Annotated in this window: 23 protein-coding genes; 16 read left to right on the top strand and 7 right to left on the bottom strand. The window is 71.7% G+C overall.

Annotation, left to right across the window (positions count from 1 at the left end; genetic code table 11):
* The first annotated feature begins 257 nt into the window (after positions 1–257).
* Entirely contained in the window at positions 258–1,154 is an 897-nt protein-coding gene (locus QMK34_RS12370) for a TIGR03854 family LLM class F420-dependent oxidoreductase (RefSeq protein ID WP_326413965.1), read from the top strand.
* 3 nt (positions 1,155–1,157) lie between these two features.
* On the opposite strand, the gene QMK34_RS12365 is transcribed toward QMK34_RS12370, so the two are convergent.
* Positions 1,158–2,681 carry an MDR family MFS transporter gene (locus QMK34_RS12365; RefSeq protein ID WP_326413964.1) on the bottom strand — a complete coding sequence of 508 codons (1,524 nt, stop codon included), beginning with the start codon at positions 2,679–2,681 and terminating at the stop codon, positions 1,158–1,160.
* Positions 2,682–2,804: 123 nt separating this feature from the next.
* Here QMK34_RS12365 and QMK34_RS12360 point away from each other — a divergent pair, with 123 nt between their 5' ends.
* Complete coding sequence (locus QMK34_RS12360) at positions 2,805–3,965, top strand: DUF1015 family protein (protein ID WP_326413963.1); 1,161 nt, start codon at positions 2,805–2,807, stop codon at positions 3,963–3,965.
* Positions 3,966–4,013: 48 nt separating this feature from the next.
* Here the strand turns inward: QMK34_RS12360 and QMK34_RS12355 are convergent, their stop codons facing one another.
* Positions 4,014–4,616 (bottom strand): suppressor of fused domain protein, encoded by a 603-nt coding sequence (locus QMK34_RS12355; RefSeq protein WP_326413961.1) that lies wholly within the window; start codon positions 4,614–4,616, stop codon positions 4,014–4,016.
* Positions 4,617–4,689: 73 nt separating this feature from the next.
* On the opposite strand from QMK34_RS12355, the gene QMK34_RS12350 reads away from it, so the two are divergent.
* The 3 genes from QMK34_RS12350 to QMK34_RS12340 all read left to right on the top strand — a co-directional run bounded on the left by QMK34_RS12350 (position 4,690) and on the right by QMK34_RS12340 (position 7,851).
* On the top strand, positions 4,690–5,769 hold the full coding sequence (locus QMK34_RS12350; protein WP_326413960.1) for an ATP-dependent DNA ligase: 1,080 nt from the start codon (positions 4,690–4,692) through the stop codon (positions 5,767–5,769).
* Positions 5,766–6,764 carry a non-homologous end-joining DNA ligase gene (gene ligD, locus QMK34_RS12345; protein ID WP_326413959.1) on the top strand — a complete coding sequence of 333 codons (999 nt, stop codon included), beginning with the start codon at positions 5,766–5,768 and terminating at the stop codon, positions 6,762–6,764. Before QMK34_RS12350 ends, ligD begins: the two co-directional genes overlap by 4 nt.
* 115 nt (positions 6,765–6,879) lie before the next feature.
* The gene (locus tag QMK34_RS12340; RefSeq protein ID WP_326413958.1) at positions 6,880–7,851 is read left to right on the top strand and encodes an LppU/SCO3897 family protein; all 972 of its coding nucleotides are present in this window, start codon (positions 6,880–6,882) and stop codon (positions 7,849–7,851) included.
* Between the two features lie 3 nt (positions 7,852–7,854).
* On the opposite strand, the gene QMK34_RS12335 is transcribed toward QMK34_RS12340, so the two are convergent.
* On the bottom strand, positions 7,855–8,169 hold the full coding sequence (locus QMK34_RS12335; RefSeq protein WP_326413957.1) for a hypothetical protein: 315 nt from the start codon (positions 8,167–8,169) through the stop codon (positions 7,855–7,857).
* A gap of 25 nt (positions 8,170–8,194) precedes the next feature.
* A complete protein-coding gene (locus QMK34_RS12330; RefSeq protein ID WP_326413956.1) occupies positions 8,195–9,283 on the bottom strand; it encodes a CobW family GTP-binding protein in 1,089 nt (362 codons plus the stop codon).
* Between the two features lie 81 nt (positions 9,284–9,364).
* Between QMK34_RS12330 and QMK34_RS12325 the strand changes: the two genes are divergently transcribed.
* The 4 genes from QMK34_RS12325 (at position 9,365) to QMK34_RS12310 (ending at position 13,573) form a co-directional block, all read left to right on the top strand.
* On the top strand, positions 9,365–10,570 hold the full coding sequence (locus QMK34_RS12325) for a cysteine desulfurase-like protein (protein ID WP_326413954.1): 1,206 nt from the start codon (positions 9,365–9,367) through the stop codon (positions 10,568–10,570).
* A gap of 177 nt (positions 10,571–10,747) precedes the next feature.
* A complete protein-coding gene (locus QMK34_RS12320) occupies positions 10,748–11,875 on the top strand; it encodes a nitric oxide synthase oxygenase (RefSeq protein ID WP_326414050.1) in 1,128 nt (375 codons plus the stop codon).
* Between the two features lie 40 nt (positions 11,876–11,915).
* Positions 11,916–12,164, top strand: a complete 249-nt coding sequence (locus QMK34_RS12315) for a flavodoxin domain-containing protein (protein ID WP_326413952.1) — start codon at positions 11,916–11,918, stop codon at positions 12,162–12,164.
* Positions 12,165–12,286: 122 nt separating this feature from the next.
* Complete coding sequence (locus QMK34_RS12310) at positions 12,287–13,573, top strand: MFS transporter (RefSeq protein ID WP_326413951.1); 1,287 nt, start codon at positions 12,287–12,289, stop codon at positions 13,571–13,573.
* A gap of 167 nt (positions 13,574–13,740) precedes the next feature.
* Here QMK34_RS12310 and QMK34_RS12305 read toward each other — a convergent pair whose 3' ends face one another.
* The gene (locus tag QMK34_RS12305; RefSeq protein WP_326413950.1) at positions 13,741–14,148 is read right to left on the bottom strand and encodes a PGPGW domain-containing protein; all 408 of its coding nucleotides are present in this window, start codon (positions 14,146–14,148) and stop codon (positions 13,741–13,743) included.
* Positions 14,149–14,338: 190 nt separating this feature from the next.
* Between QMK34_RS12305 and QMK34_RS12300 the strand changes: the two genes are divergently transcribed.
* From QMK34_RS12300 to QMK34_RS12280, 5 genes are all read left to right on the top strand, one after another.
* Complete coding sequence (locus tag QMK34_RS12300; protein ID WP_326413949.1) at positions 14,339–15,040, top strand: ScbR family autoregulator-binding transcription factor; 702 nt, start codon at positions 14,339–14,341, stop codon at positions 15,038–15,040.
* Positions 15,041–15,095: 55 nt separating this feature from the next.
* Entirely contained in the window at positions 15,096–15,833 is a 738-nt protein-coding gene (locus QMK34_RS12295) for an ANTAR domain-containing response regulator (RefSeq protein ID WP_326413948.1), read from the top strand.
* Between the two features lie 113 nt (positions 15,834–15,946).
* Positions 15,947–17,005 (top strand): class I SAM-dependent methyltransferase, encoded by a 1,059-nt coding sequence (locus tag QMK34_RS12290; protein WP_326413946.1) that lies wholly within the window; start codon positions 15,947–15,949, stop codon positions 17,003–17,005.
* Between the two features lie 50 nt (positions 17,006–17,055).
* The gene (locus QMK34_RS12285; protein ID WP_326413944.1) at positions 17,056–17,493 is read left to right on the top strand and encodes a VOC family protein; all 438 of its coding nucleotides are present in this window, start codon (positions 17,056–17,058) and stop codon (positions 17,491–17,493) included.
* A gap of 114 nt (positions 17,494–17,607) precedes the next feature.
* Positions 17,608–17,811, top strand: a complete 204-nt coding sequence (locus QMK34_RS12280) for a hypothetical protein (RefSeq protein WP_326413942.1) — start codon at positions 17,608–17,610, stop codon at positions 17,809–17,811.
* Between the two features lie 100 nt (positions 17,812–17,911).
* Here QMK34_RS12280 and QMK34_RS12275 read toward each other — a convergent pair whose 3' ends face one another.
* Together QMK34_RS12275 and QMK34_RS12270 are read right to left on the bottom strand one after the other, a co-directional pair.
* Positions 17,912–18,481: a snapalysin family zinc-dependent metalloprotease gene (locus tag QMK34_RS12275; RefSeq protein ID WP_326413941.1), complete on the bottom strand. Its 570-nt coding sequence runs from the start codon at positions 18,479–18,481 to the stop codon at positions 17,912–17,914.
* Positions 18,482–18,648: 167 nt separating this feature from the next.
* Complete coding sequence (locus QMK34_RS12270) at positions 18,649–19,011, bottom strand: UBP-type zinc finger domain-containing protein (RefSeq protein ID WP_326413938.1); 363 nt, start codon at positions 19,009–19,011, stop codon at positions 18,649–18,651.
* A 180-nt stretch (positions 19,012–19,191) separates the two neighbouring features.
* Between QMK34_RS12270 and QMK34_RS12265 the strand changes: the two genes are divergently transcribed.
* Together QMK34_RS12265 and QMK34_RS12260 are read left to right on the top strand one after the other, a co-directional pair.
* Positions 19,192–19,326, top strand: a complete 135-nt coding sequence (locus QMK34_RS12265) for a hypothetical protein (protein ID WP_326413937.1) — start codon at positions 19,192–19,194, stop codon at positions 19,324–19,326.
* 36 nt (positions 19,327–19,362) lie between these two features.
* Entirely contained in the window at positions 19,363–21,537 is a 2,175-nt protein-coding gene (locus tag QMK34_RS12260; protein WP_326413935.1) for an alpha-galactosidase, read from the top strand.
* The last annotated feature ends 4 nt before the right edge of the window (positions 21,538–21,541 follow it).

Raw genomic sequence — 21,541 nt, 5'->3', positions numbered from 1 at the left:
CTTGTACGGGTGCCGCCCAAGCTCGTCCCGGACGGACAGCCGACGCCGGTTCAGGAGGACGAACAGTGAAGAGCACCATGGGACTGTCGCTGGCGTCGATCGGGCTCGCCGTGGTGGCGACCGGGCCGTCCGCCTGGTGATCCTCCCCCTCCCGGGGACAGGACAGCCATGCCGGGCGCGGAATGCCTCGCGCCGGGTGCGACTTGAACCAGGGGAGGCCGCCGGGGCGCGGCCGCCGGACGGGGAGAGGAGCCGCGGTGGCGGACGAGCTGAAGATCAGGATCGGCGTCGGGATCGACGGGGGGACCGGGGCAGGCGAGTTCGGCGCGCGCGTCGACCTGCTCGAAAAGTTCGGCGTCGACTCGCTTTGGCTGCCCGAAGCGGTTTATTCGGAGCGAATCGATCCGCTCATCGGGATGACCCACGCGCTGGCCCGCACGTCGAAGCTGAAGGTCGGCACCGGGGTGTCGGTGCTGCCCGGCCGCAACCCGGTCCTGGTCGCCAAGCAGCTCTCGTCGCTGGCCGGGCTCGCGCCCAAACGGGTCCTGCCGGTGTTCGGCCTGCAGCCCGCGCGAAAGGCGGAACTGGACCTGTTCCCGGTGCCGCAGGGTCAACGGGGAGCGGTGTTCGACGAGTCGCTGATGGTGATCCGCGCGCTGCTGGAGCAGGACGTCGTGAGCTTCGACGGCGAGTACTTCCAGCTCGACGGCGTCAGCCTGAGCGCACGCCCGGCCAACCGGCTCGACCTCTGGCTCGGCGGCAGCGCGCCCGCCGGGCTGCGCCGGATCGGCAGGCTGGCCGACGGCTGGCTCGGCAGCTTCCTCACCCCGCCCGACGCGCGTGCGGCCCGCGAGTCGATCCAGGCGGCCGCCGCGGAGGCGGGCCGCGAGATCGAAGCCGACCACTTCGGCATGTCCATCGCGCTGGCCCCCGGCGGCATCCCGCCCGAGCTCGCGGCGTCGGTCGCGCGCCGCAAGCCCGGCAACGACCCGGCCGCGCTGGTGGCCGGGAGCTGGGCCGACGCGCGCCGCCTGGTCGAGCAGTACGTCGAGGCCGGGCTCACCAAGTTCGTGATCAGCCCCGTCGGGCACCAGGACTCGTACGAGAGCTTCCTCGAAACGTTCATGACCGAGCTGGTGCCGCTGCAGAACTGACGCCTAGAGGAAGGTCAGCTGCTCGGTCTTGCGCGGCATGAGCAGCAACGCCACGACGCTGAGCACCGCGACCGCCACCAGCGCCAGGAACACGTGGTGGGTCGCGTCGGCCAGTGCGGACCGGACGAAGCCGATGGCCACCGGATCGCCGGCGGCGTGCCCGCCGAGCACCAGGCTGGTGGGGTCCGCGGTGGCGGGCAGCCGCCCGGCGACCTCGGCGGGCGGGTGCGCGAACCGGTCGGCGAGGGTGGCGTTGGCGATCGCGCCGAACACCGCCGCGCCGACCGCGCTGCCCAGCGAGCGGCTGAACATGTTCGTCGCGGTGACCACCCCGCGCCGTTCCCAGCCGACGGTCGACTGGACGGCGACCACGGTCGGGCTCGACGCCAGTCCCAGCCCGAGGCCGAGGACGAACGCGGCGGCCGCGGCTTGCCACACCGCCGAGTCCGCCGACAGCAGCGTGGTGAGCGCCGCGCCCGCGATGATGAACACGCTGCCGATCAGGGCGGTGTCCCGGAAGCCGATGCGCATGTAGACCCGGCCCGACAGCGAGGCCGAGATCGGCCAGCCGACGGTCAGCGCCGCGAGCGAGAACCCGGCGACCAGCGCGCCGGTGCCGAGCACCCCCTCGGCGAAGGTCGGCAGATACGAGGTCATCCCCATCAGCACCGCGCCGACCACCACGGCGATCAGGTTGCCGCCGATCAGCGTGCGGTGCTGGAAGACCCACAACGGCAGCACGGGCTCGGCGGCGCGGCGTTCGACGAACGGGAACGTCACCAGCAGCACCACGCCGAAACCGAAGATGACCAGGCTCGGCGCCGAGGCCCAGCCCCAGGCGACCCCGCCTTCGAGCAGGCCGAGAATGAGCAGGGAGCAGCCCACGGTGAGCAGCGCGGCGCCGGTGTAGTCGATGCGGTGGGGCTTGCGGTCGACCCGCTCGGCGAACTTCCGCCACAGCATCCAGGCCGCGACCGCGCCCAGCGGGAGGTTCACGAAGAAGATCCAGCGCCAGCTCAGGTACTCGGCGAACACCCCGCCCAGCGTCGGCCCGACCACCGAGGCCGCCGCCCACACACCGGCGAGGTAGCCCTGCACCCTGGCGCGTTCCTCCACGGTGTAGAGGTCGCCGATCATGGTCATGCCGATCGGCTGGACCGCTCCGGCGCCGATCCCCTGGATCGCGCGGGCGGCGATGAGCACCGGCATGCTCCAGGCGACGCCGCACAGCACCGAGCCGAGCAGGAAGGCCGCGACGCCGAAGAACATCACCGGTTTGCGGCCCAGCACGTCGGCGAACTTGCCGTACAGCGGCACGGTGACGGCCTGGGTGAGCAGGTAGATCGAGAACAGCCACGGAAACTGGGAGAAGCCGCCGAGATCGCGCACGATCGTCGGGACGGCGGTGGCGATGATCGTGCTGTCCAGGGCCACCAGCGCCGAGGTCAGCATGACGGCGCCGAGGACGGGGCCCCGCTCCGAACGCAGGCCGACCCCCTTCGCCCGGTCGGTGGCAGAGGTCGTCATACGGTCGGCTGCTCCTCGGGTCCCCATGGTCAAGTCAAACTGTTTCGCTCGTGCAAGCATTCCACGGCCGCGGTCCGCGTGTTACCGATTTATGATCGACGACTCGCCAGCCATGATGGCTCCATGAGCGCATGGCTGAGGCCCATCCGGACAGGCTGGGTGGTCCGTGACGAAGTGCCCGGACCGGACGTCGACGAGTTCGACGAGCCCGAACGGGTGATCACCGCGCTCGCCGCCCCCGGCGCCGCGGACGACACGCTGCTGGCCGTCCAGCACCCCCACCGCACCCCGGCCGCGCGCACGGCCGGGCTCGACGTCCGCACCGCCCTCCCGCTGGCCCGCGTCGCGCTGGACCGCCTGCGCGCGCTGCACTACCGCCGGGTGAGCGAGGTGGTGGCGCCCTACCGGATCGACGGGCCGGACGGATCGGCACTCGGGGTGCTCTGCCTGGTCGACCCGGCGGCGGTCGGCGCGGACGGGGCCAGCTGGGTCCGGCACACCGAGGAGGTCTACCCCGAGGTCGTCGCCGAACGCGCCGCGGTGCTGTCGGGCCTCGGGTGCGCGACCAGCGCGGCGATGCTGATCCCGGCTTCCGGGGGCGCGGAGCTGACCGGGCTGGTCGAAGACGTCTGCGCCGGGCTCGGCGCCCCGACATCGTCCACAGTGGACTCCGGCGGCCGTCGGCACGCCTTGTGGCTGCTGGGGCCGGGGCAGCCACAGGACGAGCTCCTGGCCGCGCTGCGGCAGCGGCCGCTCCTGGTGGCGGACGGGAACCACCGGGTCGCGGCGGCGACCGCGCAGCGTTCACTGCTGGCACTGGTCACCGGCGGCCCCGGCCTCCGGATCGGGCCGATCCACCGGGTGCTGCGCGGCACCGGCCTCGGCCCGGCCGAGCTGGAAGAGCGCTGGCGCTCGGCGGGCCTGGACGTCCGGCGGGGCGGTGCGGCACAACCGCCCGCGGCGCCCGGCGAGGTGGTGGTCGTCGCGGGTGAGGCCGTCCTGACCGTCCGCCTGCCCGCCTGGCAGCCCGGCCCGTCCATCGATCACGGCGTGGTCGAGCGCGTCCTCGTCCAGCAGGCACTGGGCGTCGACCCGGACGGCCCGTCATTGCGCCCGCTGTTCGCCGGGCGCACCCCGCCCGCCGACGCCGACGCGGTCCTGCTGCTGGCCCCGGTCCCGCTGGCCGACCTGCTCGCGATCCACGCCGCCGGGCGGCGGATGCCCCGCAAGGCCACCTATTTCACCCCGAAACCGCGCAGCGGCCTGCTGCTCGCCGACCTCTGACTCGCGCGACCACGAAACCGACTGCCCCTGAAGGCCACCATCACGGCGTTAAACGCCGTGATGGTGGCCTTCAGGGGCAGTCAGCGCGGCTTGCACCGAGGGGCGGTCCAGGTCGGTGAGGTCGGGGTTCTCCTCGAGAAACGCCGTTCGCAGCGTGCGCCAGCCCTGGGCCGCGGACAGGGCCGCTTCCGCCGCGGTGATCGGGATGAGCCAGACCAGGCGGACCGTCTTCTCACCGAGCTTGTAGGTGGCGAACTCGTCGGGCAGGTACACCGGGCTGTGGGCCCAGAGGCCGACCAGGCCGGGGGAGCCGAGGAAGCCCTTGCCGAACTCGATGGTCTCGCCCTGGCGCAGGCCGCGGCCCGCGCGCAGGTGGTCGCGGGCCAGGTCGAGCAGGGGCGGCCCGTTGTTGCTCCTGGCGTTCGGCAGGTGCATCAGGAACTCCTGGTGCGCCGCTCCGGCGCCCGCGTGGCCGAGGTGGTGGTGGGACAGGCCCAGGGTGACCAGGGTGCTGACGCCGGTGAACGGCGCGTCGCCGAATTTGACCACCTGCAGGCCACTGCGGGGGGCGGCGTCGTCTTTCCACCCGGCCGTCATCAGGCCGAGATGGGCTTCGAGGTGCGTCACCAGATCGGGTGCGGCATCAGTCACGCAGGGATCATGCAGCATGCCTGCCCGGGTGAATTTTCTGAGGTCCGTCACACGTTCGGCCTACGATCGTGCCGTGGATCTGCCTGTGATGCCGCCGGTGCGGCCGATGCTGGCCAAAGCCGTGCACGAGGTGCCGCGCACCCCGGGGCTGACGTTCGAGCCGAAGTGGGACGGGTTCCGCTGCATCGTCTTCCGCGACGGCGACGAGGTCGAGCTCGGCTCCCGCAACGACCGGCCGCTGACCAGGTACTTTCCCGAGCTGGTCGAGCTGCTGAAGGAGGCGCTGCCGCCCCGGTGCGTCGTCGACGGCGAGATCGTGCTCGTCACCAGCGGTGGCCTCGACTTCGAACGGCTGCAGCTGCGGCTGCACCCCGCCGCTTCGCGCGTCAAGAAGCTGGCCGCGGAGACACCGGCCAGCTTTGTCGCTTTCGACCTGCTCGCGCTGGGGGATCGCGACCTCACGCCCGCGCCGTTCCGGGAACGACGCGAGCTGCTCGAAGGCGTCCTCGGCGCCGATCTCGCGCGGGTCCACCTGACGCCGTTGACCGAGGATCCCGACGTCGCGCAGGACTGGTTCACCCGGTTCGAGGGCGCCGGTTTCGACGGTGTGATGGCCAAGCCCGCCGACCTGCCCTACGAGCAGGACAAACGCACGATGTGGAAGGTCAAGCACGAGCGGACGGCCGACTGCGTGGTCGCGGGGTTCCGCTGGCACAAGGACGGTGCGGGCGTCGGCTCGCTGCTGCTCGGCCTGTTCGACGACGACGCCGTCCTGCACCACGTCGGCGTGGCCAGCAGTTTCACCGCCGCCCGCCGCCGTGAGCTGGTCGGCGAGCTGGCGCCGCTGCGGGAGAACGCGCTCGCCGCGCATCCGTGGCGGGAGTGGGCCGAGGCCCATCCGGACGCCGGTGGCCGGATGCCGGGCGGGCTGAGCCGCTGGAGCCCGGCCAAGGACCTCAGCTGGGAGCCGGTGCGGACCGAATGGGTCGCCGAGGTGCGCTACGAACACGTGCAGGGCGGGCGGTTCCGGCACGGCGGCAGGCTCGTGCGGTTCCGGCCGGACCGGGAACCGGCGTCGTGCACCTACGCCCAGCTGGAACAGGTTCCCCCGGCCGAGCTGGCCGCGTTGTTCCCGGAGGAGCCGGTGCGGTGAGCGAATCCGTCACACTGGAGCTCGACGGCACCGAGGTCACCGTGTCGCATCCGGACAAGGTGTTCTTCCCCCAGCGCGGCGAGACCAAGCTAGACCTGATCCGTTACTACCAGGCCGTGGCGGGGCCGCTGATGGCCGCCTTGGGCGGCAGGCCGCTGCTGCTGGAGCGGTATCCGAGCGGCGCGGGCGGCAAGTCGTTCTTCCAGAAGCGGGTGTCGTCCTCGGCGCCGTCGTGGCTGCGCACCACCGTGGTGGCCACCCCGAACGGCACGACCAGTGACGCGCTCGTGGCACACGATCTGGCGCATATCGCGTGGGCGGTGAACCAGGGCTGTCTCGGCTTCCACGTGTGGCCGAACCGGGCCGGGAACCTCGAGATCACCGACGAGCTGCGCGTCGACCTCGACCCGTCGCCGGGCGTCGGCTTCCCGCAGCTGCGCGAAGCCGCGGCGCTCACCAGGGAGCTGCTCGACGAGCTCGGGATCGCCGCGCACGTCAAGACCTCGGGTTCTCGCGGGCTGCACGTCTACGCGGTGCTGCGCCCGGAGTGGGACGGCTACCAGGTCCGGGCCGCCGCCGTCGCGCTGGCCCGCGAGCTCGAACGCCGTCATCCGGACCGGATCACCGCCGAGTGGTGGAAGGAGCTGCGCGGCTCCCGCGTGTTCGTCGACTTCAACCAGAACGCGCCGCACCGCACCGTGTTCGGGGCGTGGTGCGTCCGCCCGCGGGCCGGCGGGCAGGTGTCGACGCCGATCGGCTGGGACGAGCTGGCGACCGTCGAGCCGGACTCGCTCACCCTCGCCACCGTGCCCGCGAGGGTCGCCGAACGCGGTGACCCCTGGGGGCAGCGGAGTCCGCAGTCGCTCGAGCCGCTGCTGGAACTGTCCCGAAAGGACATGGCGAGCGGGCTGATGGACGCGCCGTGGCCGCCGGTGTACCCGAAGCAGCCCAACGAACCGCCCAGGGTCGCGCCGAGCAGGGCCCGCAAGGACTGACGGTTTCGTTGCCCGGAGTGAGGTAGATCGCGGTTGGGTAAAAACATGACCGCGGTTTTCTCAGGTCTGGTTAAGGTTCGCGTACCGATCACGCTCGAACCTGGGGGAACCTCCGATGACGACGCCAGAAGACAGACCGCAGCAGCCCGTGCCCGCCCCGGCACCGGAGGCCAACCCGTTCCAGCCCACGTTCCAGCCCACGGCCCAGGTTGACGGCGCGCAGCCGTACCCGGCCGCCCCGCCGATCGCCACGGCGCCCAAGAACCGCGGCGGGCTCAAAGTGGCGCTGCGGATCGGTATCCCGCTCCTGGTGCTGGCGGTCATCGCGGTGATCGGGCTGAACTCCTTTTCGGCCGAGGTCAGCAACGTTGGTGACTGCCTCAAGGGCAACACCGACAACGCCGAGAGCGTGACCTCGGTCGCCTGTGGCCCGGAGGCGAACTACAAGATCGTCGGTAAGTTCGAAGACCGGTCCCAGATCGGGCTGAGCCTCGGTGGCTGTGACGACTTCTCGACAGCGACCGTCGCGTTCTGGGAGGGCGTGAAATCCTCGAGGGGCACGCTGCTCTGCCTGGAGGACGCGAAGAACCCGGGCAAGGCCATGCCGGCGCTGGGCGACTGCGTCAAGGGCGACATCTCCGACGCCACCAAGGTCGACAAGGTCCCTTGTGGACCGAACGCGGACTTCAAGGTCGCCGCGGTCGAAGCCGGCAGCCCGCTGGGCGGGCTCACGACCGCGGTCTGCACCAAGACGCCGTCGGCGGCCGCCTCGATGGAGTGGAAGCGCCAGGGCAGCCTGTCGTCGAAGGTCCTGTGCCTCGAAGACGTGAAGGACCCGAGCAACCGCAAGCCCGCCGTCGGGGAGTGCCTGGTCGCCGACGCCAAGGAAGAGCTCCACCTCGGACCGTGCCAGAAGGGCGCGTCGAAGGTGCTCGGCCAGGTGGACGGCCTGACCAAGATGGACAGCCTGTCGAAGACCGTCGAGGAGATCTGCAAGGACTTCCCCGGTGCCGACCAGGCGGCTTCCTGGAGCATGCAGGGGTCACTCGCGGTGACCACGTACTGCATGCGGGCGGTGAAGCAGTAGGTCCTACCCGACCGGCAGGTCGAACGTCAGCTGCTCGCAGGCCGCGTCCACGGAGGCGGCCCGCGGTCGTTCCCGGGGGACGTCGAGCGTGGCCGCGCAGGCGGCGCACGGCGGGACCCCCGCCTCGGCCGGGTCGACCGCGTGCCAGGTGCGGGACTGCAGCTCGCCGCAGGCCGAGCGCCGGTAGCGCAGGTCGGCGGACCTGGTCATCAGGTGGGCCGTCAGCAGGTCTTCCGGAAGCGCGCCGACGAGGTACCAGCGCGGCTCGGCCGTCTGCTGCTCGGTACCGGCGGCGGTCACGCCGAGGGTGGCGGACATGAGGCTCCTCCCGTCTTCGTGCGGGTCAAGCCTCTTCAGTGTCCGTCGTGGACGGCTCGTCCTGCGTCGTTTCCGGATCCTCGGCGTGGCGCGCCGCACGGTCCTCTGTGTACCGCAGCACGTGCAGCAGGCCCCGTTCGTCGACGACGCCGGGATCATCGGCCACGCAGGCCCCGAGTCGTGAGCGGACCGCGGCCGCGTCGATCCCGGCGCCGATCAGCACCAGCTCGGTTTGCCGGGGCCCGCCCGACGGCCAGTGGGTGCGTTCGAACCGGACGAAGGCGCCGACGGTGTGCAGGCCGAAGCGCGACAGCGGGCCGGTGGGGCCGAAGTCGAGGTAGCCCTTGATCCGATAGAGCCCCGCGGGCCGCTGTTCCAGGAACCGCACCAGCCGCCGGGGGTGCAGCGGCCGGTCGGTGGTGAACTCGACGCTCTCGTACTTCGCGTGCAGGTGCTTCGAGTGGTCGTGGTCCTCGGCCCGCAGGTCGTCGAAGGACAGCTGGCCGGCGCGCTTGGCGGGGCCGGGGTCGAAGAACAGCTTCGGATCGACCCGCCCGTGCGTCGTGGTCAGCACCGGGGTGCCGGGGCTGAGCTCCTCGACGGTGCCGGTCAGCTTGGCCAAGGTGGTCGCGTCCACGCGGTCGGCCTTGTTGAGCACCACCAGGTCGGCGAGCCGCAGGTGCTCGTCCAGCTCGGGGTGCCGGGCGCGGGTGGCCGGGAACTCGGCGGCGTCGACCACCTCGACCAGCCCGCCGTACGCGATCGCGGGGTTCTCGCCGGCGATCATCAGCCGGATCAGGTCGCGTGGCTCGGCCAGCCCGGACGCCTCGATCACGATCACGTCGATCCCGGCTTCGGCCTCGGACAGCTTGGCGAGCATCGCGTCCAGCCCGCTCGCGTCGACCGCGCAGCACAGGCAGCCGTTGCCGACCGCCATCATGGTGTCGACCTGCCCGGCCACGGCCATCGCGTCGACGTTGATGCTGCCGAAGTCGTTCACCACGACCCCGACGCGCGCGCCGTCGCGGTTGGCCAGCAGGTGGTTGAGCAGGGTGGTCTTGCCGGAGCCGAGGAAGCCCGCGACCAGGATGACGGGAATCAGCTTCGTGGCCACCGGGCCCATGATGTCAGACCCGATGTCAAGTCCTGATGTCAAACTCGGGGGAGGGGCACGAACTCACCCGGAGGTGGCTGGATGGCTTACGACGTCGGCACGGTACGACGGTCCTTCCCGGCGCTGGCGCAGGGCGCCGCGCACTTCGACGGGCCGGGCGGCTCGCAGGTGCCCGCGGTGGTCGCCGACGCCGTGCGCGAAACCCTGTGCTCGGCGATCTCCAACCGCGGCACCGTCACCGCCGCCGAACGGCGCGCGGCGGACGTCGTCGTCTCGGCCAGGCAGGCCGCCGCGGACCTGCTGGGGGCGACCCCGGCCGGGGTCGTCTTCGGCCGCAGCATGACGCAGCTGACCTACGACCTGGCCAGGACACTGGCGAAGGACTGGGGCCCCGGCGACGAGGTGGTGGTGACCCGCCTCGACCACGACGCGAACATCCGGCCCTGGGTGCAGGCCGCCAAGGCGGTGGGCGCCACCGTGCGCTGGGTGGACTTCGACCCGGCGACCGGCGTGCTCGCCGCGGCGGCGGTGGCCGCCGTGCTCGGCCCGCGGACCCGGCTCGTCGCGGTGACCGCGGCGTCCAACCTGCTGGGCACCCGCCCGGACGTCCCGGCGATCACCGCGCTCGTCCACGAGGCGGGCGCGCTCGCCTACGTCGACGGCGTCCACCTGACCCCGCACACCCCGGTCGACGTCGCCGCGCTGGGCGCGGACTTCTACGCCTGCTCGCCCTACAAGTTCCTCGGCCCGCACCTCGGCCTGGTGGCGGCCGACCCGGCACTGCTCGAAACGCTGCGGCCGGACAAGCTGGCGCCGTCGAGCGACGCCGTGCCCGAGCGGTTCGAGCTCGGCACGCTGCCCTACGAGCTGCTCGCGGGGACGACTGCCGCGATCGGGTTCCTGGCCGGGCTCGTGCCGGGGGACGGGGACACCCGCACGCGGCTGACCAGGTCGCTGAGCGCCATGGAGGAGCACGAAGCGGCGATGGCGCGGCGGCTGGAGGACGGCCTGCGGCAGATCCCGGGGACCACGCTGCACGGCGCGCCCGAGCGGCACCGGACGCCGACGGTGCTGTTCTCGGTCGACGGGGTCGCTCCGCGTGAGGTCTATGTGGCGCTCGGGAAACGCGGCGTCAACGCGCCCGCCGGGCATTTCTACGCGCTGGAGTGCGCGCGCCTGCTCGGCCTCGGGGAAATCGGCGCCGTCCGCGCCGGGGTCGCGCCCTACACCGATCAGTCCGATGTGGACAGACTGCTCGCCGGGGTGGCGGAAATCGCCCGTACCTGATGCACCGCCGCGAGTTTTCCACCGATCAAGGCGGTGACCTGCTTGGTGTGTCAGGGAATTCCGCGGTGAGGCGTTCGGCGGATGGGCGGGCGCACTTAGTCGGGTAGTCTCGCGGGCTATTGCTTTCGCGCTGGTGCGAAAGCCGGAGAGTAGGGACACGCCTTGACGTCTACCTCCATCAGGGTGAAGAAGAATTCGCTCGTTGAGCGGTACCGCGGACGAAGAGTGAATTTCGCGGAGGCGGAGGAATTCCTGCGCCTGTTCCACGCCGAACACGAGCAGCACGCGGAGGGCGAGCTGCGCTCGCGGCTGGACCAGGTCCGCGCCGAGATCGCCGAGACCGGCGGCTACCGGCACACCACGGCCGAGCTGGAGTTCGGCGCGCGGGTCGCCTGGCGCAACTCCGCCCGGTGCATCGGCAGGCTGTACTGGCAGGGCTTGCACGTGCGCGACCGGCGCGCGGTGGCGGGAGCCGAGGGCATCGCCGCCGAATGCGCCGCGCATCTGCGGGAGGCGACCAGGGACGGCCGGATCCGTTCCGCCATCACGATCTTCGCGCCCGACACGGTCATCGCACCCGGCCCGCGCATCCTCAACGAGCAGCTGATCCGCTACGCCGGGTACCGCCTGCCGGACGGCACGGTGCTGGGCGACCCGCGCCAGCTCGAATTCACCGCGACCGCGCGCCGCCTCGGCTGGCGGCCGCCGGAGCGGCGCGGGCTGTTCGACGTGCTCCCGCTGGTGGTGAACGACGGCAGCGGCCCGCGCTGGTGCGCCCTGCCTGGCGACGCGGTGCTGGAGGTGCCGCTGAGCCACCCCGACCACGCGTGGTTCGCCGAGCTGGGGCTGCGCTGGCACGCGGTGCCGGCGATCAGCGACATGCGCCTGGTCATCGGCGGCGTCCACTATCCCGCGGCCCCGTTCAACGGCTGGTATCTGGGCACCGAGGTCGGCGCGCGCAATCTCGCCGACACCGCCCGCTACGACCTGCTGCCGGTGGTCGCGGACCTGATGGGGCTGTCGAGGGCGTCCGAGCGGACGCTGTGGCGCGATCGGGCGCTGGTGGAGCTGACGCTGGCCGTGCAGCACTCGTTCGACGAGGCCGGGGTGACCGTGGCCGACCACCACACCGAGTCCCGGCGGTTCCTCGCGCACGTCGCGCGGGAGGAGGCGGCCGGGCGGGTCTGCCGGGCCGACTGGAGCTGGATCGTGCCGCCCGTTTCCGGTGGTCAGACCGCCGTGTTCCACCGCTACTACGCCGAACCGGACCCGGCGGCCCGCCCCGCTTTCCTGCCGCCGGGCTGACGGGCGCGCGCCGCGGCGGGGACGGGCGGGCAATGGCGGCATGACGACCGTGCTCGTGGCCTGCGCCGGGAAGAACGGTGGCACCAGGGAGATCGCCGGGGCGATCGGTGCCGAGCTGCGGGCGATGGACCTGGGCGCGGACGTCCGCGACGCCGCCGACGTGGCCGGGATCGGGGCGTACGACGCGGTGGTCCTCGGCAGCGCGCTGTACTTCCATCGCTGGCGGCCGTCGGCGGTCCGGCTGCTCGCGGACCTCGGCCGCCGGGTCCGGACCAGCATTTCGCGCTGAGGCCGGTCCGCCGCCGGTCAGAGCTGAAAGCGCTTTCTGGACGGCTTGCCACCCCGGCCGTGAGGGTGTAGACCATTTTCCGGGCACTTTCGATCTTCGCCCGCGGCGGACGGGGGCCTGCTTTGACGGACATCGTGGCGGATACCGGGAAGAACCGGCAGCCGCTCACCTCGGACCAGCGCAACTCGTTCGTCGCCGCGCTGCTCGGCTGGAGCATGGACTCCTTCGACTACTTCATCGTCGTGTTCGTCCTCGCCGACATCGCGAAGGACAAGTCGTTCGGCGCGACCGCGACGCAGCTGGCCTTCATCACCACCGCCACGCTGGTCATGCGGCCGGTCGGCGCGCTGATCTTCGGCCTGTGGGCGGACCGGGTCGGCAGGCGGCTGCCGCTGATGGTCGACGTCGTCCTGTACTCGGTCGCCGGTCTGCTGTGCGCGTTCGCGCCGAACTTCACCGTGCTGCTGATCCTGCGGTTCGTCTACGGCATCGGGATGGGCGGCGAGTGGGGGCTCGGCGCGGCGTTGGCGATGGAGAAGATCCCGGGCGCGCGCCGCGGGTTCTTCTCCGGCCTGCTGCAGGTGGGCTACTCCTGCGGGTACCTGCTCGCGGCACTGGCGTACCTGCTGTTCCACTCCGCGCTGGGCCTCGAGTGGCGCTGGATCTTCGTGCTGAGCGTGTTCCCGGCCCTGATCAGCCTGCTGATCCGCTCGCGCGTCAAGGAGTCCGAGGTCTGGGTGGCCTCGCGGGAGAGGATGCGCGTCACCCGGACCTCGCTCAAGGACGTCCTGCTCGACGGCAAGGTGATCCGGCGGTTCGGCTACCTGATCCTGCTGATGACGGCGTTCAACTGGATGAGCCACGGCACCCAGGACGTCTACCCGAGCTTCCTCAAGGCGACCGAACACGGCGGCGCGGGCCTCGCGGCGTCGACCAGCACCTGGATCGCGGTGATCTACAACATCGGGGCGATCATCGGCGGGCTGAGCTTCGGCGCGCTGTCGGAGCGGTTCGGCCGCCGCCGGACCATCGTCCTGGCCGCGGTGCTGGCGCTGCCGATCGTGCCGATCTTCGCCTTCGACCACGGCACGGGCTTCCTGGTGCTCGGCTCGTTCCTGATGCAGGTCATGGTGCAGGGCGCGTGGGGCGTGATCCCGGCGCACCTCACCGAGATGTCGCCGGACTCGATCCGCGGGTTCTACCCCGGCGTCACCTACCAGCTGGGGAACCTGCTGGCCGCGCTCAACCTGCCCATCCAGCAGAGCCTCGCCGAGTCGCACGGCTACTCGTTCGCGCTGCTGTGGACCGTGGTCCCCGGGCTGGTCGCCGTGATCGTGCTGACCTCGCTCGGCAAGGAGGCCAAGGGCATCCGGTTCGGCGAAACCGCCGTCACCACGGCCCCGCGCTGAGTCGTTCTTCGTGGGTCTTGGTGATTCTCGTGTGTCCGAGCGTGGGACTCGCCGCACGGCGCGCAGTTCCTCCGCGAGTCCCGCACTCAGGGAGCCGAGTCCCACACTCGAGCGAAACAGACCACGCTCCACCAACACCCCGAAGAACTTCCGAAGTGACCACTGAGTCAGGGAGCCCGGCGCCGCGCCTGCACCCGGCGGTAGCTCCACACCAGCAGCCCCAGCAGCACCAACCCGGACAGGATCAGGCTGGACCCGGTGCTCCACCCGCCCAGCGGGAGGCCCGGGACGAGCCCCCAGGCCACGCCCGCGCCGATGAGCAGCAGCCCGGCCAGCACCGACCCCGCGATGCGCAGGGGAGAGGAGACGCTGTCCTCGGCTGCCTTCATCGCCCGCTCCTGGACCGGGTCGACATAGCGCTCCAGCGCGGGGAACTCGGACGAGAGGATGAGCAGCCCGGCCAGCACCAGCAGCAGGCCGGGGCCGGGCAGCACCAGCAGCGCGATCCCGACCAGGAGCACCGCGCCGCCCGTGACGGCCACCGTCACACGTTTCACCGGGTTGCCTGTAGCCACAGTGCCCACTTTCCGTCGTTTGCCCCGATTCTGCCCGTCACGCGCTGCCGACGCCCGCTTCTCCGCCGTGGCGGGGTGGGTGTCGCGCCGGGACCGCGCGTGCGGGTCCACCCGAAGGGGCGAGATCCGGCTGCCGGGACCCCGTCGTCCGGTAGCGTCCCCGGCAGGATCCCTCGCCGAAGGGAAGGCCGTGGCCAGGCAACTCCGGTCGGAAGTCACCAGGGGGGCGATCGTCCGCGGTGCGGCCGAGGCCTTCGACCGGTTCGGCTACGGCGGCACGAGCCTGAGCGAGGTAATCGCCCAGGCGGGGGTCACCAAGGGCGCGTTGTACTTCCACTTCGGCTCGAAGGAGGACCTCGCCCGCGCCGTGATCGCCGAGCAGCAGGCGTGGTCGGCGGGGGAGTACCTCGAGGGTGGCGCGCCCGGCCTCGAAGCGGTCATCAGGCTGACCCAGCTGCTCGCCGGGCGGCTCACCACTGATCCGATCATGCGCGCGGGCGTCCGGCTCACCCTCGAGAACGGCACTTTCGGCGGGGCCCTGCCCGATCCGCACCGGGAATGGATCGACGTGACCGAGCAGCTGCTCCGCCGCGCCGCCGCCGAGGGCGATCTGCGGGCCTCGGTGGACCCGGCGGCGCTGGCGCGGTTTGTCGTCGGCGCGTTCACCGGGGTGCAGATCCTCTCCCAGGTGCTCACCGGCCGGGCGGACCTGCGGGCGCGGCTGCGGGAGATGTGGGAGCTGCTCCTGCCGTCGGTGGTGCCGGAGTCGAAGGTGTCCGGGTTCCGGAGTGTCCTCGGAAGTGTTACAGGGAGTGTTACAGGAAGTGTTCTCGGAAGTGTCACAGCCGGTGTGGAGGCTCGGGCCCGCGGTCGCCTGCCGTCCAGCGGCTAGGATCCGCTCGGACGGTGGCCTTTACCGGCGTCACCGGCCGGAAGGGACGCTTCCGATGACCGAAGAGCTGGGGCGGCTGGCCGACCATCTGGACGAGGTCACCGACGCGCTCGAAGCGCTGACCGGCACGCTCGCTCGGGAGCAGGACCTCGACGTCATCCTGACCGCGATCTGCCACCAGGTGATCCGGGTGGTGCCGGGCGCGGACATGGCCAGCATCACGCTGCCGGGCGAGGGCGACGCCGAGACGGTGGCGAGCACCGATCCGCGGGCCGTCGAGATCGACGCCGAGCAGTACCGCTCCGGCGACGGGCCGTGCCTGCGCGCCGCCGCCACGGGCGAGGTGGTCCGGGTGGCGGTCGAGACCGCGTCGGCGCTGTGGCCGCGGTTCACCCGTGTCGCCCGTTCGCTGGGTGTCCGCAGTTATCTCGCGGCGCCGCTGGTCATCGAGCCGGAGCTGTCCGGGGCGCTGAACCTGTTCGGTTTCGAGGAGCACGGTTTCCAGGAGCTGGACGCCAAATTCCTCGACATGTACACCACGGTCGTGGCGGCGACCGTCCGCAGCACCCGCCGCTACCTCCGCGCGCAGGAGCACGTCGAGCAGCTGCGCCAGGCCATGGATTCGCGCGCGGTGATCGAGCAGGCGAAGGGCATCCTGATGGCCGCCAGGGGGATGACCGCCGAAGCCGCGTTCGACGAGCTGGTCGCCGTTTCCCAGCGGGACAACGTCAAACTGCGCGAAGTGGCCGCGCGGTTCGTCGGGAACGCCGCGGGGCTCGCCGGACAGGGCTGAGCATCCGGGCGTCGTCGCGGTGCTACTTTGCCCTCGGCTGCCGGTGGCGCGGCGCGGACTGGGTGATTTGGACTTGGTGATTCGGACTGGGGAATTCGGACTGGGGGACTTCGATGGACGACGACCGTCGCCGGGCATTCGCCGGAAAGCTGCTCAGCACGTCCACCGGTGGCGCGCTGACGTTGCTGATCAGCCTGGGCCACCGCACCGGCCTGTTCGAGGCGGCCGCCGGGGGACCCGCCACCAGCGAGGCGCTCGCCGCCCGCGCGGGACTGCGGGAACGCTATGTCCGCGAGTGGCTCGGCGCGATGGTCACCGGCGGGTTCTTCACCTACGAACCGGAATCACGCGAGTACACCCTGCCGCCCGAGCACGCCGTGCTGCTCACCGGGGACACCGCGGCGAACCTCGCGCCGACGGCCTCGATGCTGCGGGGGTTCGCCGGGGTGCTGCCGGGGCTGGAGCGGGCTTTCGAGACCGGCGGCGGGGTCTCGCACGAGGAGTTCGCCGCGTCGTTCGAGGCCGCCGGCGCGCGGTTCGGCGACACCTGGCGGCAGATCTACGACGAGCAGCTGGTCGACGGGTTCTTCGCCGTCGTGCCCGGCCTGAACGACCGGCTCACGGCCGGGGCGAGCCTGCTCGACCTCGGCTGCGGGACCGGGCACGCGGTGAACGTGGCGGCACAGGCGTTCCCGTCGTCGCGGTTCCTCGGGATCGACATCTCCGAGCAGGTGATCGCCATGGCCGAGGCCGAGCGGGACGAGCTCGGGCTGGGCAACGCGGCCTTCGCGGTGGGGGACGCGGCCCGGCTGCCCGCCCAGCCGGGTTTCGACGTCATCACCGCCTTCGACTCGGTGCACGACCAGCATTCGCCGCAGGAGGTCCTGCGCCGGATCCGGGCCGCGCTCGCGCCGGACGGGGTGTTCGTCATGGTCGACGCCAAGTTCTCCAGCCACCTCGAGAACAACGTCGGAAACCCGCTCGCCCCGCTGTGCTATTCGATCAGCCTGATCTACTGCACCAGCGTCTCCCTCGCCGAGGGCGGCGCCGGGCTCGGCGCGATGTGGGGGACCGAGCTGGCGGGCCGGATGCTCGCCGAGGCGGGGTTCGGCCGGGTCGAGGTGTACGACTCGCCGAGGCCGCAGAACTGCGTCTACGTCTGCCGGGCCTGACGGCCGTTCCGTTCAAGCGGCCCGCCGGTCCCGGTGCCAGAATCCGGGCCATGGAACCGCGTATTCACTTCATCACCCTGGCCACGCCGGACCTCGGCGCGGCCCGCGCCTTCTACCGTGACGGGCTGGGCTGGGAGCCGCTCGCCGACGTGCCGGGGGAGATCATCTTCTTCCAGGCCGCGCCCGGGCTGGTCCTTGGCCTGTTCGACGCGGTGAAGTTCCGCGAGGACGTCGGCGGGGCCGTGCCCGACACCAGCGTCACGGGGGTCACGCTGTCGCACAATGTGGACAGTCCCGAGGCCGTCGACACGGTGGTGGCGTCGGCCGTGCGGGCGGGCGCCCGGCTCGTCAAAGCACCCCAGCGCGCCGGATTCGGTGGCTATCACGGCCATTTCGCCGATCCCAACGGGGTCCTCTGGGAAATCTGCCACAATCCCGGCTGGCACGTCGACGGGACCGGGCGGGTGTCGCTCGAACCCGCGGGCTGAACCGGTGACCGGGCGCTCACCCACCGAAACGTTGCCGATCTTGAGCAACCTCGGGCCTGGCTGAGCCGTCAAAAGGTTGTGACAACAGGAAAAACCCGGGTACCGGGGCCGTGGGTGCGGCTCGAGGACGGCAGGAGCGGGATCGAGGACCTGCTGCGGCTGGCCCACGCCGACATGCCACCGACGCCGTTCGACTCCGTGACCGTGCTGGCCGAGGGCAGGCGCAGACTCCTGCGCCGTCGCTTCGCCGTGTCGCTGGGGGTGGCGCTCGCCGTCTCGATCTGGGCCGCGGCCCGCTGGGCGAGCAGACCGTGGTGATCCACCGGACCCGGCGTTTTTCCTTGGTTGCCCACGATTCGGACACGGCAAAGCCGGTGGGGCCCGTCGGCCCCACCGGCTTTGCCGTGTCCGGCCGCTGTCAGCGCGTGGCGGCGGGAACGTTTTCGTAGATCCGCTGCGTGGCGCGGGCGCCCTGGGCGGCCAAGCCGTTGGCCCACAGGGAGTTGACCCGCGAGGACTCCTGCGCGTTCGGGTTCGCGTTGGTGCAGGACGGGCCGGGGCCGCCGCCGGACATCAGCTCGGAGCACGGGCCCTGGTAGTGGTCGGGCAGGCCGAGCGCGTGCCCGGTCTCGTGGGCCGCGATGCGGGTGTTGTCGTACTGCTGGGCCTGCGTGTAGTCGAGGAAGATCGTGCCGCTGCCGTGGCCGTCGGTCTCGGCGTAGGAGCCCTGCGGGTCGTTGCCCTCGACGTAGCGCAGCGTCGCACCGGAGCAGGACTGGAGCTTCACGTTCGACACGGCGCTGTTCCAGTTGGCCGCCCCCGCGTTGATGGCGGACGCGAAGCTCGGCGCTCCGGAGGCGTCGTAGCAGACCGTCGCGGCGGCGGGCGCCTGAGCCGCCGCGGGCGCCGCGGTGGCCTGTCCGGCCGCGACGGGGACGACGAGTACCGCGAAGCCGGCGGCGGCGGAAACGAAGAACTTCCTGGCCATAGTTGTTACTCCTTGCCGAGGTGGCGGTGGGGACGCGTGCTCGGCAGGAAATCTAGGGCCGGGTGAAGCCCGCTACATCAGACTTTCGTCTTCTATCGCGGCTGGTGATTTACCAACCCGGTTGCCTTATTGACTTATCGCGATGTGTGCATGAGTATGCCCGCCGCTCAGTGGAGCAGCTGCTGCCAGTCCGCCGGGACCGCGTCTTCCGGGCCGGGCGTCGGCTGCTCCGCCGGGTGGGCGGCAGGCGCGGCCAGCTCCGGGCCGCCGTCGTAGAACTCCTCTGTCCTGGTGTCCCAGAACCAGTCCTCGCCGGGCTCGAAACTCGTCAGGAACGGGTGGCCCGCCTCGCTCGCGTGCTTGCTGGCGTGCTGCGCGGGCGACGAGTCGCAGCAGCCGATCTCGCCACATTCGGCGCAGCGCCGCAGGTGGAACCACCAGCCGGGGCCGTCGCCGGTGGAGCAGCCCGCGCAGCCGTTCCCGCTCGGTTTCGCGGTGGGGTTGATGCCGGGAATGCGTTCGGTGGACATCGGGCCGCCTCGTGGTCGATGGAGTGTCCCCGGATCATGCCTGGCCGACGTCGAGAAGCTGAACTGGAACCCCGACAACGGCGGGACCTTCGACAAGCTGGCCGCGCACCTGAGCGTGGACAAGACCGGCAAACGCGGTGACGAGGCCGTTTCGACAAGACGCAGATCGCCACCTATGGCGTGGGACAGCTGGCGGGCAAGGACTTCATCGGGGAGGCGACCTGGAGCTCGTTCGTGTCCGCCACCGGCGCGCGCAACGACGACGTGTTCGCGGAAATGGAGCAGAAGAGCCAGGAGGTCCTGGTCAAGAAGTAGCCTTGGCCTGAACGGATCCGGAGCGGGAAGCGGGGGATGGCGATGAACGCGGTGGTCGTGCTGAGGGCGGGTGGCACCAGCCTGGTCGTGGAACTGGCCGAGCCGGTGCCACGGGTGCTGCACTGGGGCCGTGACCTCGGTGAACTGTCCGAAGAGGACTGCGCCGCGCTCCGGCTGACCGACGAGCCCGCCGGGCTGAACAACGCGCTCGACACGCCGCGGCGGTTCTCGGTCTGGCCCACCGAAGCCGAGGGCTGGTCGGGAATCCCGGCGCAGGAGGGGCACCGCGGCGGCACCGCCACCACGCCCCGCCCGCGGCTGACCCGCGCCCACCAGCCCGGCGCCGGTGAACTCGTGCTGGAGTTCGACGACGCCGTCACCGGGCTGGACACCGTGCTCACCTATCGGCTCACCCCGTCGGGGGTGCTGGCCGTGCAGGCGACGATCACCCGGACCGACGACACCGACCCGGAGCCGTACGACCTGGCGGCGGTGGCGACCCTGCTGCCGCTGCCCGGCCGCGCGACGGAGATCCTGGACTTCACCGGCCGGTGGTCTCGCGAACGGGTGCCGCAACGGCGTCCGCTCGGCTTCGGCGCCCATGTCCGGGAGGGCCGCCGCGGCAAGCCGGGCATGGACTCGCCGTACCTGCTCACCGTCGGCACTCCCGGTTTCGGCTTCCGCACCGGCGAGGTGTGGGCGCTCCACGTCGGCTGGAGCGGTGACCACCGGTTCTTCGCCGAGCGGCTGCCGGAGGGCGCGGGCGTGCACGCCGGGGTCCTCGGCGGCGGCGAACTGCTCAGGGCGGGCGAGGTCCGGCTGGCCGCCGGTGAGTCCTACACCGGTCCGGTGAGCTATTTCGCCTGGTCCGGCGACGGGCTGGACGGGCTCGCCGGACGGTTCCACGCGTTCCTGCGCGCCGGTCCGTCGCGCACCTCGACGCCGCGGCCGCTGGTGCTCAACACCTGGGAGGCCGTGTACTTCGACCACGACCTGCCCCACCTGCTCGCGCTGACCGAGCTCGCCGCCGAGGTCGGCGTCGAACGGGTGGTGCTCGACGACGGCTGGTTCCGCGGCCGCCGCGACGACACGGCCGGGCTGGGCGACTGGTCGGTCGACGAGCAGGTGTGGCCCGCGGGGCTCGCGCCGCTGGCCGACCGCGTGCACGAGCTCGGCCTGCAGTTCGGGCTCTGGTTCGAGCCCGAGATGATCAACCTCGATTCGGTGCTGGCGCGCGAGCACCCGGACTGGATCCTCGGCCCGAGTGCCGGGCTCGGGGAGACCTCCAGGAACCAGTACGTGCTGAACCTGGCCCGCGAGGATGCCTGGACGTATCTGCTCGGCGCGCTCGACGAGCTGATCACCCGCTACCGCGTCGACTACGTCAAATGGGACCACAACCGCGAACTGCACGAAGCCGTCCAGCGGCGGCCCGGCGGCGCGGACATCCCGGGTGTGCGGGCGCAGACGCTGGCGCTCTACCGCCTGCTCGACGAGCTCCGCGCCCGGCACCCGCGGCTGGAGATCGAAAGCTGCGCCGGCGGCGGGGGCCGGGTGGATCTCGGCATCCTGGCCAGGACCGACCGGGTGTGGGCCTCGGACTGCATCGACCCGGTGGAGCGCCAGTCGATCCAGCGGTGGACGGCGCAGCTGCTGCCGCCCGAGTTCATCGGCTCCCACTTCGGCGCGGAACGCAGCCATACCACCCAGCGGGTGACCGGCACCTCGTTCCGGCTGCTCACCGTGCTGTTCGGGCACGCCGGGATCGAGCAGGACCTGACCCGTTGCACACCGGAAGAGCTGAAGCTGATCACCGCCTGGTCGGCGCTGTACCGCGAGTTCCGGCCGTTGCTGCACAGCGGCACGGTGGTCCGCGGCGACCTCGACGACGACGCGAACCTGCTGCACGGCGTGGTCGCGGCCGACGGTTCGGCGGCGCTGTACTGCTGGGTGCGCCTGCCGACCTCGGCCCCGAGCCAGCCGGGGCGGGTGCTGATCCCCGGGCTCGACCCGGCCTCCCGTTACCTGCTGCGGATCCGGGACGACGTCGGCCTGCCCGCGATGCAGCAGGCCGCGGCGCCGGGCTGGCTGGCCGCCGCGCTCGGGGAGGGGGTGCGCCTGCCGGGCGCCGTGCTGACCGGCGCCGGGTTGCCGATGCCGAACCTGCAACCGGAACAGGCGCTCCTGCTGGAGTTCCGCCGTGCCGGATGAGCAG

This window comes from Amycolatopsis sp. H20-H5 (assembly GCF_035828755.1).
In the GTDB taxonomy this organism is placed as follows: domain Bacteria; phylum Actinomycetota; class Actinomycetes; order Mycobacteriales; family Pseudonocardiaceae; genus Amycolatopsis.
This window is presented reverse-complemented; position numbering and strand designations above follow the sequence as displayed.

Excerpts from the sequence above, each read along its gene's own strand:
- QMK34_RS12360 (WP_326413963.1), top strand. The coding sequence starts at position 2,805 with ATGAGCGCATGGCTGAGGCCCATCCGGACAGGCTGGGTGGTCCGTGAC.
- QMK34_RS12275 (WP_326413941.1), bottom strand. The coding sequence starts at position 18,481 with ATGGCCAGGAAGTTCTTCGTTTCCGCCGCCGCCGGCTTCGCGGTACTC.
- QMK34_RS12315 (WP_326413952.1), top strand. The coding sequence starts at position 11,916 with ATGACGACCGTGCTCGTGGCCTGCGCCGGGAAGAACGGTGGCACCAGG.
- QMK34_RS12260 (WP_326413935.1), top strand. The coding sequence starts at position 19,363 with ATGGCGATGAACGCGGTGGTCGTGCTGAGGGCGGGTGGCACCAGCCTG.
- QMK34_RS12290 (WP_326413946.1), top strand. The coding sequence starts at position 15,947 with ATGGACGACGACCGTCGCCGGGCATTCGCCGGAAAGCTGCTCAGCACG.
- QMK34_RS12270 (WP_326413938.1), bottom strand. The coding sequence starts at position 19,011 with ATGTCCACCGAACGCATTCCCGGCATCAACCCCACCGCGAAACCGAGC.
- QMK34_RS12365 (WP_326413964.1), bottom strand. The coding sequence starts at position 2,681 with ATGACGACCTCTGCCACCGACCGGGCGAAGGGGGTCGGCCTGCGTTCG.
- QMK34_RS12325 (WP_326413954.1), top strand. The coding sequence starts at position 9,365 with ATGGCTTACGACGTCGGCACGGTACGACGGTCCTTCCCGGCGCTGGCG.
- QMK34_RS12335 (WP_326413957.1), bottom strand. The coding sequence starts at position 8,169 with ATGTCCGCCACCCTCGGCGTGACCGCCGCCGGTACCGAGCAGCAGACG.
- QMK34_RS12295 (WP_326413948.1), top strand. The coding sequence starts at position 15,096 with ATGACCGAAGAGCTGGGGCGGCTGGCCGACCATCTGGACGAGGTCACC.
- QMK34_RS12340 (WP_326413958.1), top strand. The coding sequence starts at position 6,880 with ATGACGACGCCAGAAGACAGACCGCAGCAGCCCGTGCCCGCCCCGGCA.
- QMK34_RS12285 (WP_326413944.1), top strand. The coding sequence starts at position 17,056 with ATGGAACCGCGTATTCACTTCATCACCCTGGCCACGCCGGACCTCGGC.